General features: G+C 39.8%; 1 protein-coding gene and 3 tRNA genes. 1 reads left to right on the top strand and 3 read right to left on the bottom strand.

Annotated elements, in window-relative coordinates; translation table 11 throughout:
• The first annotated feature begins 77 nt into the window (after positions 1-77).
• Entirely contained in the window at positions 78-275 is a 198-nt protein-coding gene (locus ACMZ6U_RS10595; RefSeq protein ID WP_416108370.1) for an IS3 family transposase, read from the top strand.
• A gap of 195 nt (positions 276-470) precedes the next feature.
• Here the strand turns inward: ACMZ6U_RS10595 and ACMZ6U_RS10600 are convergent.
• From ACMZ6U_RS10600 to ACMZ6U_RS10610, 3 genes are all read right to left on the bottom strand, one after another.
• Positions 471-558, bottom strand: a tRNA-Ser gene (locus tag ACMZ6U_RS10600).
• 3 nt (positions 559-561) lie between these two features.
• A tRNA-Ile gene (locus ACMZ6U_RS10605) sits at positions 562-635 on the bottom strand.
• Between the two features lie 37 nt (positions 636-672).
• Positions 673-743 (bottom strand) — tRNA-Gly (locus tag ACMZ6U_RS10610).
• Between the last annotated feature and the right edge of the window lies 1 nt (position 744).

Consider the following 744-nt stretch of genomic DNA (forward strand, 5'->3'; position numbering starts at 1 on the left):
TTTAAACACTCAAAAAGAGAGAACCGGAACGATTCTCTCTAGATGTTAATTATAAGTCACCCACTACAGTTGACGAAGTGCCAGATAATGCCTGTATCGAATGGTTCCATTCCGTCCTAAAGTCTGAAACCTTCTATCTCCATAACTGGAGAAACTTAACTAAAGATAGTATAACAGATATTGTCAAAAATGACATCACATTTTATCATGAAACTAGAATTCAACAGCGATTAAACGACTTATCTCCTGTTCAATACAGAAAGTCGGTCGTATAAAAGTGTTTTTCTTGTGTCCCATTATTGGGGTGCAGTGCCATTCTCTCTAGATATTAGCTATAAGTCACCCACTACAGTTGACGAAGTGCTGAAAAATAGAGAGAATCAAACTGACTCTCTCATATAACAATATTAAGACTTTAAAATTCAAAAGCACATTACACAGTAAATGATATTAAAATAAGAATACGATAACGGAGAATAAGGGATTCGAACCCTTGCGCCAGTTACCCGACCTAACGATTTAGCAAACCGTCCTCTTCAGCCTCTTGAGTAATTCTCCTAATGGGCACGAGTGGACTCGAACCACCGACCTCACGCTTATCAGGCGTGCGCTCTAACCACCTGAGCTACGCGCCCAAGCCAAAATAGCTTGGTTTATAAATTAATTTTATAAAGCGGGTGACGAGAATCGAACTCGCGACAACAGCTTGGAAGGCTGTAGTTTTACCACTAAACTACACCCGCA

The sequence above is a fragment of the Streptococcus pluranimalium genome, assembly GCF_047785745.1.
In the GTDB taxonomy this organism is placed as follows: Bacteria; Bacillota; Bacilli; order Lactobacillales; family Streptococcaceae; genus Streptococcus; species Streptococcus pluranimalium_B.